The sequence below is a fragment of the Anthropogastromicrobium aceti genome (assembly GCF_020687335.1).
Lineage (GTDB): Bacteria > Bacillota > Clostridia > Lachnospirales > Lachnospiraceae > Anthropogastromicrobium > Anthropogastromicrobium aceti.
In genome coordinates, this window is record NZ_JAJEQN010000072.1 from 1 (window position 1) to 8,069 (window position 8,069).

Annotated in this window: 6 protein-coding genes and 1 pseudogene; all 7 read right to left on the reverse strand. The window is 40.2% G+C overall.

All coding sequences use genetic code 11. The annotated features are described in order from the left end of the window. Nucleotides 1-114 precede the first annotated feature (114 nt). A pseudogene (locus LKD48_RS15910) lies at nt 115-735 on the reverse strand (family 4 glycosyl hydrolase); the annotation flags it as partial. Beyond that, entirely contained in the window at nt 732-2,081 is a 1,350-nt protein-coding gene (locus LKD48_RS15915) for an MATE family efflux transporter (RefSeq protein WP_308732591.1), read from the reverse strand. The pseudogene LKD48_RS15910 and the gene LKD48_RS15915, both read right to left, overlap by 4 nt. A 12-nt stretch (nt 2,082-2,093) precedes the next feature. Beyond that, nucleotides 2,094-3,689, reverse strand: coding sequence for an AAA family ATPase (locus tag LKD48_RS15920; RefSeq protein ID WP_308732592.1), 1,596 nt, complete (start codon nt 3,687-3,689; stop codon nt 2,094-2,096). A gap of 159 nt (nt 3,690-3,848) precedes the next feature. Continuing rightward, nucleotides 3,849-4,727, reverse strand: coding sequence for a protease modulator HflC (hflC, locus tag LKD48_RS15925; RefSeq protein ID WP_308732593.1), 879 nt, complete (start codon nt 4,725-4,727; stop codon nt 3,849-3,851). 19 nt (nt 4,728-4,746) lie between these two features. Next, entirely contained in the window at nt 4,747-5,709 is a 963-nt protein-coding gene (gene hflK, locus LKD48_RS15930) for an FtsH protease activity modulator HflK (protein WP_308732594.1), read from the reverse strand. A 243-nt stretch (nt 5,710-5,952) separates the two neighbouring features. Continuing rightward, complete coding sequence (locus LKD48_RS15935) at nt 5,953-6,453, reverse strand: NUDIX hydrolase (protein WP_308732595.1); 501 nt, start codon at nt 6,451-6,453, stop codon at nt 5,953-5,955. Between the two features lie 85 nt (nt 6,454-6,538). Beyond that, on the reverse strand, nt 6,539-7,882 hold the full coding sequence (locus LKD48_RS15940; RefSeq protein WP_308732596.1) for a GGDEF domain-containing protein: 1,344 nt from the start codon (nt 7,880-7,882) through the stop codon (nt 6,539-6,541). Nucleotides 7,883-8,069: the final 187 nt, after the last annotated feature.

Sequence of the window (8,069 nt, forward strand, 5' to 3'; positions counted from 1 at the left end):
CAACAATTCCAGAAGAAAACCCTGTTGGAATGATGGTTGCGTTGTTTGTAATCGGCGCATTCATCCCTCGGACGTTCCTGCGAACGGCCGGGGTTTTCTGCGCTGAAACATTATAATTTCATCTCGTTTGATATCAGCAATGCCAAGCTCACTCTCTGCAATTTGTGCCAGAAGTTTTTGTGTTCCAAATACTTCATGGCAACAGCCAAATGCTTTGATCTGCGGAAATACGTGATATAGGGTCTTTACACATAATGACATCGGGTTAGTATAGTTGATAACCCATGCCTGTGGCGCATAATCGCGAATTGCCTCTGCGATTGTAACAAACATCGGTATTGTACGCAGCGCACGTACCATTCCGCCAGGACCTGCTGTATCACCGACAGACTGATAGATACCATATTTTTCTGGCTCATGCACATCAGACTCCATCTCATCAAATGTACCTGGAAGAATTGAAATCACTGCAAAGTCACTGCCTGTCAGTGCCTCTTTTAGTGTATCCGCCACAATATATTTCCACTTGCCTACTGCCTCTTCTCTTTCTGATATGCCATTTCCGATAATCTCATTTGCCTTTGCCGCTTCCTTGTCAATATCGTACAAAACGATTGTGCCGCCAAGTGCTAGTTCTAATGCCAAATCGCGCATAAATGTCCATGCCCATCCTCGTGAGCCGCCTCCAATATAGGCGATACGCAGATCCTTTACTGCATTATCCTTGTAAGTCATAGTTTTTCCTTCCTTTCTGTCATCATTTTCTTTCTAATATAAATACAGTATGGTGCCTGCCATCCAAGCATAGCTATCCATCCTGCAACACACGCAAATCCGACACCTACTAAGCCGATTCGCGGTACAAGTAAAAATGTAAAAATAACGCGAAATGTAATCTGGGTGAGCGTTCCATAAAGCGTCATCTTCATTTTTCCGACACCGCGCAAAAAGCCCTGATGAGCGTTTGTAACACCTGGAAGCCAATAGAAAAATGCCATTACTGCAAAGTATTTGCCTCCCTCTGAAAGCATCTGTTTAGAATCACCGAACAATCCAATCAGCTGATTATCAAATACAAGAAGCACTGCACATATAAATACAGCATAGCAAATCTCTAGCATAATACCGCTTCGAAAACCATCCTTAACTCGCTTTGGCTTTTTTGCACCATCATTTTGTGCCGTAAATGTCATCATTGCATTTGAAATGCTTCTTCCTGGTACAAGTGCAAAATCTTCTATCTTGCCGACTGCATTAAATGCTGCCATTGCACCAACACCAAGCGTATTAATTGCACCCTGAATCAAAAGTTTTCCAAGAGGCTGACTGCACTGCTGAAGTGATGACATACCACCGTACTGTACTGTCATCCATATCAATCGTTTGTCTAACTGAAAATGCTCTTTCTTTAGATGAAGAATCGGTACGCGAACATAAACATAAACTACACAAAGCACTGCTGACACTGCCTCTGCAATCACTGTTGCCAACCCGGCACCAGCTACACCCATATGAAGCCCTGCTACAAACAGCACATCTAAGGCTCCGTTTAAGACAGAGGACAGCACCAGAAAATAAACTGGCGTTTTGGCATCTCCTACACTTCGAAGCGATGCCGCATAAATATTGTATAGGCAGGTAAATGGCATTCCAATAAAGATAATATGCAGATAACTTTCTGCAAGCGGCAATATATCAGTCGGAGTCTGCATCAGCTTTAATATTCCTTCGGAAGCAATCAAGCCTCCCAAAAGAATGATTGCTGACAACCCCATCACAAGAAGAAGTGTCATTCCTACCTCGTGCTTTAATTCTTCCGTTTTTCCTGCACCAAAGCAATTACTCATAATTACGGATGCTCCAATGCATAGTCCTGTGACACCAAGAATCAGTAAATTCATGACTGGGTCTGAGGTGCCTACCGCCGCAAGAGCATCCTGCCCGGCAAACTGTCCCACCACAATCGAATCTACCATGTTGTATGTCAGCTGAAATAAATTTCCCCCTATCAGCGGTATTGCAAATACAATTAGCTGCTTCCATATTGTTCCTTTTGTCAAATCCTTAGTTGTTGTTTTCATTGATTTCTCCACCTACTGTAAAACCCGCTCAAATCGTTCAATCTTACAGCTATGCTCTTTTGTTTTTTTATCATAATTTATACCGATCAAAAGAATCTGCCCAGTATATTGCAAAAGTGACTGCGGATATTGTTTTTCCTTTATCTGGTTGAGAGCAGTCTGTGCGTTTTTATTCCATTTCAGTTCTGTTACTAACGCTGGATACTCATTTGCATATTCTTTTTTGGGAATAAATACAAAGTCAGCGAAACCACGTCCAGTTGGCAATTCCCGTATTGGCTTAAAATAATATTGCATTGCACTTAAATAGGCTATTGATAAAACGCAGCTCAGCGAATTTTCATTGTTATACTGTATTGCAGACACGTATTCGGTATGAATTTTTTCAATTTTTTCTGCTGTCGCTTCCTCATCCATATCAAGCGTTGCATCTAATAATTCTTCTGAATCCTGCAAAAAAAGATTTAATTTACTCCATTTTTTTCTTCGGACTGCGAACAGCAATTCCTGACGAATTTCCTCATTTGGAATATAGGCATACTGCATGTTCTGATTGTACGCAAGATAGCCAAGATGCACCAGAAGCGTCAGCACATCATCTTTATCTACAAAATTAACCATATCGTTCTGGAATGAATTCACATTAATCTGCGTAGTCGCACCTGACAGCATTTCTATCACTGCAGTCTTTAAACCATCAAAATTCATATTGATAAATGGTACAATTGACTCATATGTTCCTGTCTGTGACCAATAGCTTTGAAAGCTTTTATTTATCATTGCATTGACTACTGCATTCGGATTATACACATGATAGTCTCCTAATTCATATCCATCGTACCATCGTTTTACCTCACGAAAATCCACACCAAACTGCTCGCATAATTTTCCTACTTCTTCCTCGGTAAAACCGATGTATCTTGCAAGTACACCAGGCGTAATCATTGTAAACTGCATGAAATTATTGAGAGCAGATTGTGTTTTTAGCTTTTTGATTGGCAATATTCCGGTCAGATATGCTAGTGCAATAAACTTAGTAGGTTCGCTGCCCTTGAACATTCCGCGCAAAAAATTAATATAATCCTGCAAAACAGCTTCATTAGCAGCCTCATCTCTAATCAGAACATCCCACTCATCAATTATTACAATAAATTTCACACCTGTCTGTGCATTGATACAAGACATTGCCCCATATGCAGTACGAATACCATCTAGTAAAATCTGCGGATATATCTCTTTTAATTCCTCAATCACATGATAATTCAGATATGATACGGTCTGTTCTGCCGAACCAGCATCCATCATGCACCATTGTATATCCAGATAAATCACATCATATTGATTCAAATGTTTTTTGTAAGAATCACTCTTTGCAATTTCATATGATGCAAATATAGAATCAGAATCACAGCCTCTGCTATAATATGCGCAAAGCATATCAGCAGTAATGGATTTACCAAACCGCCTTGGCCTGCTGCTGCAAATCAAAGCCTGTTTTGTATTGATCACACTGTTTGTGTATGCCAAAAGACCTGTTTTATCCACATAAATCTGCGAGTTTACTGCCACCTCAAATGCAGTATTTCCCGGATTAACAAACCTTCTCATATTGCGCACCACCTTTCTTAAAAACGTAGTATTCCATTTTTTATTTTGGAAACCTTTATCTGAGATTATTGCCATGTAATTTTATTTTATCAAATTTTGAATAACTCGGCAATACAAAAACGGGCAGCTTTACGCCGCCCGAATTTTATCTTTTTAATTTTAGTTTTCCTCTCCCATAAAGATAGATGCAAGTGGTGAATCCTTTGGAAGAATCAATGTCTTATCACTTCCGCTCATGGCTGTCTTTGCTGCCTCTAATGCACGGTCAAATTCATAAAACTCTGCTCGCTCTGGCGTGTTATACGCATCTCCTAAAATACGCATGTACTCGCTTTCACCCTCTGCTATGGTGTTTGCTGCCTCTGCCTTTGCATCTGAAAGCATAATGGAAATCTCTTTGTCTGTGCTGTTTCTGATTTTCTTTGCCTCTGAATCACCTTCTGCCTGATAGCTTGCTGCGATCTGATTACGCTCTGAAATCATACGCTCGTATACGGCTGCCTTGTTGTCCTCTGGCAGATCAAGCTGTTTGATCTCTGCCATTAAAATCTTTACGCCATAGGAGTCCATTGAATTTCCGACCTTGCTCATAATAAGTTCCTTTAATTCGCCGTCTCTTGCAGCAATGACTTCATTTTGCGTCAGGGTGCTGATTGCATTTTTTGTTGCGTTAAATACAGCAGCATCAATACGGCCTTCAGCGTTACTTACGGAACGATTTAATGTCTTTGAAAACAATATAGGATCACTGATCTGCCATAATACATAGCTGTCTGCAATCATTGTTTTCTTATCCTTTGTGATGACATCCGACGCTGCCATATCATACAAAAGAATTTCCTTTGGAAGTGTCTGTTCGCTGTCTAAAAACGGAACCTTGAAGCTTAATCCAGCCTCTGTTTTAATACTGTTAATTTTTCCAAATCTCATAATTAATGTATATTCATTTTCCTTTGTCACTACAAGTGATGACAGCCCGCAAATGACTGCCACAAAAGCTGCGACTCCTATTATAATTCGTTTTGTTGTCTTTTTCATGTAATGTTTCCTCTCTTTTTTACTTACTTGTTGAGCTGCTGTCTGCTGGAGATGCACTGCTCTGTACGTTTTGTTCGCTCACAGAATTTAATTGCTCATGAAGCATTGTTGTCGTGGAATCTGTTCCATCAATAATCACACGAAGCTGCGGCAGGATACCCTCCATTGCCTCGTAGAACATTCTCTTTTTAGTAACTTCTGGATTTTTCTCATATTCCTCAAACTTAGCATTAAACATAGCTACCTGCGCATTTGCCTCATTGATTCGCTCCTGCTTTGTTGCTTCTGCTTCCTGTAAAATCTGATCGGCATCAGCCTCCGCTATTGGCAGCTTTTCATTTCGATACTTATTTGCATTGTTTATGCTTGTTTCTTTTCCCTGCTTTGCCGTCTCAACTGCCTTAAATGCCTCCATGACTTCTGCTGTCGGCGGCTCTGAATCCTGAATGGAAATATTCACAAGCTGCATACCAACATTATAAAGATCAAGCTGCTCAGTAATCATTTCTTTAATTCTTGACTGAATCTCGCCCTTTCCTGTTGTCAAAACAGAATCTACATCATAATTGCTGATTGCGGCACGAATACAGCTTTGCGCAATGTTCTGCAAAATAAGATCTGGATCTTTCGATGCATACACGGCCTTTACAGGATCAGATACACGATATTCAAGATAAAAGTCCACATCGACGAAATTAAAGTCGGATGTAATCATAATAGATTCATCTGCTATCACATCATTGTTCTTGTCGTAACCGATACGCAGACTCTGAATCGTCGTGTTCACCTTTGTTACATGCTGCACGAATGGAATCTTAAAATGAAGTCCCGGATCAGTAACTGCATGGCTGACACCAAATGTAGTCACAACTGCCTGCTCCTGTTCATTAATCGTATAAGTTGCATTTCCTGCACCCGCTGCACAGACAATGACAACTGCCGCTGCCACTCCTGCAATCGCTCCTTTTTTCTTTTTGCTCATTTTGTATTCTCCTTTTCTTCTGGACCTTGGTATGTATGACATAAAGGGTTTGATAATAAAAAAGACCCTTACTGCATGGCAAATACACACATGCAGTAAAAGTCTTGCTATTCATATCTGCGGATCTTCTGATCGTCCTGACGCCTGATATTATACCCGGGTACCAGCTACTCCCCTTTACTTGTATCGTAGTATAGCAAATTGTTAATTCTTTGTCAAGGCTTTCTTTGCTTATTCAAACACTTATTCAAACACTTTCTTTATACTGCTATAATGCAGAAAAATTCCCTGTTTGTCTAGTTCCTTGATCTCATCGAGTGTTGCTAAGCGATACCCCATTGTCTCTTCTTTTTGAAGCTTTAAATCGCTCTCTTTAAAATCAAGTTCAAAACGGTACACATCGACAAAATAATTATCGCCTTCGTCTGGGTTGTCACGGCGATATGTAAAGCGATAGCCATCAGGGCAACCTGACACATCAAGACCTGTCTCTTCACGGATTTCTCTTACAACTGCCACTTTGGAATCCTCGCCTGCCTGCACAGCACCGCCGGAAACCTCCCACCATCCTGGAGCCCAAGCCTTTGTCATGACTCTTCTTGTAATTAAAAAGCGTCCGTCTGGGCGATGAATGACACCGAGCACGGTCAGATGATACTCACCGTTTTTTAAATTCCAGTCATTTCTCTTCATTGTGCGTCCGGTTTGTTTTTTGTCTGAATCGTAAATATCCCAAAATTCCATTTTACTGTTTTCTCCTCATCTAACCTTTTTGTACAGCAATACCTCAAATGTCTTTTCCATCACTATCTGATGTTAATTTAAGCTATCAGTAAAAACCGCAGTTATGCCTTCCGTGTTCTTTTATGTAATACAGTGCCGTATCTGCATCATTAGAAATTGAACCATTTGGATTTTTTCTATCTGAGAATGCCACACCAACACTTAAAGACACTGCCGGAAGACTATCTGTTGGATTGCTCAATTCCTCGTTTGCTTCCTCAATCTTCTTTTGGATCGTGCAGCGTTTATCACTTGCTGAATTGACCATGATCACTGCAAATTCATCTCCGCCGATTCGGCATACGTAATCAATATTTCGAAATTGTTTTTTTAAGACAGATGCTACCTTTCTTAAAATCTGATCACCTATTCCATGACCAAAAGTATCATTTACCGCTTTGAATACATCCACATCTACAAGAATCAGCGCAAATGGACTCTCGCCTGTTTCGTAAATATGAATAAGCTTATTGAAGGAACCTCTGTTTAACAGATCTGTCAGTGGATCATGCTCTGCCTCATGGCGAATCAGCTTTTCTGTCTCCTTATTCGCTACATAAATTTCATTATACGTGACAGCAAGATTTTGCAATTCAACAGCCCCTATTACCGGCAAGATTTCACCAAGCTTAATGCTTTCATCGTAACTGATAAGCGGCTTTACAATCAGCCGGCGCATCATTACATATGAGCTTATCATAAGAATCACCATTAAAACAATTCCGATTTGTAATTTTGAATACATGCTGGAAAAAATCGTCATAGTTTTTCCCTGATAATGTCTTGTCTGTCGAATCAATTTTGTTTCACAGTTTGTCACTTCCTCGGCGATTATATCTTTCATTTCCTGATACGTTTTCTCAGTGACAAGATGCTGTGCCTTTTCTATTTTCTCATCATCAGACAATTTTTCATCCTCTTTGGAAAGTTCTACTGCCTTGATTTCGTCCGGCCAACTGCTTTGCAAGACATCATTTGCCTCACAGACAAGGCGCATGGCATAGTACTCTGTCGTCATGAGTTCCAATGAACTGTCCAGAGCAGCTTTTAATGCTGAAAAGGATGATGTCCTGTCAAAATAATTTTTGAATATATCAAGCGCTTTTTCCCGGCTCTTAACCTGATTAGACTCAACAAAATATGCGTCCATATATGATGTGTCGCCTGTCATGACATACATTCTCACCTGTTCGGTGAGATAATCAGCGCCTTTTTCAAACTGCTGCACTGCTTTTTCGCCTTGAATGTACTGCTCTGTTGACTCATTTAGTGCAAAAAACTCATTCTCGCCCTGTATTATAAGAAAGACAAATGCTAGTGCCAAAAGCAGTGTAATCCAAAGTCCCACACAGCTTACTTTTCGTATCTCAATTTTCCTTTTGGCCCTCATCCCTTCTCCTTTCAACATTTTTATACGCATTCTGCATCATTTTATTTTTACATGTTGCATTGTATGCAGCAGCAAAAAGGATATACAAACTGTCACACAAATCATAATACGTAACTATTCAGAACCCCATTCGCAAAATCGCATCTTCGATGCTTCTATTTTGCTCATGTGGTTACCTCGCCATATA

Bases quoted from the DNA above. Each gene is read 5' to 3' on its own strand.
- hflK (WP_308732594.1), bottom strand. From the start codon at position 5,709: ATGAGCAAAAAGAAAAAAGGAGCGATTGCAGGAGTGGCAGCGGCAGTT.
- LKD48_RS15935 (WP_308732595.1), bottom strand. From the start codon at position 6,453: ATGGAATTTTGGGATATTTACGATTCAGACAAAAAACAAACCGGACGC.
- LKD48_RS15920 (WP_308732592.1), bottom strand. From the start codon at position 3,689: ATGAGAAGGTTTGTTAATCCGGGAAATACTGCATTTGAGGTGGCAGTA.
- hflC (WP_308732593.1), bottom strand. From the start codon at position 4,727: ATGAAAAAGACAACAAAACGAATTATAATAGGAGTCGCAGCTTTTGTG.
- LKD48_RS15915 (WP_308732591.1), bottom strand. From the start codon at position 2,081: ATGAAAACAACAACTAAGGATTTGACAAAAGGAACAATATGGAAGCAG.
- LKD48_RS15940 (WP_308732596.1), bottom strand. From the start codon at position 7,882: ATGAGGGCCAAAAGGAAAATTGAGATACGAAAAGTAAGCTGTGTGGGA.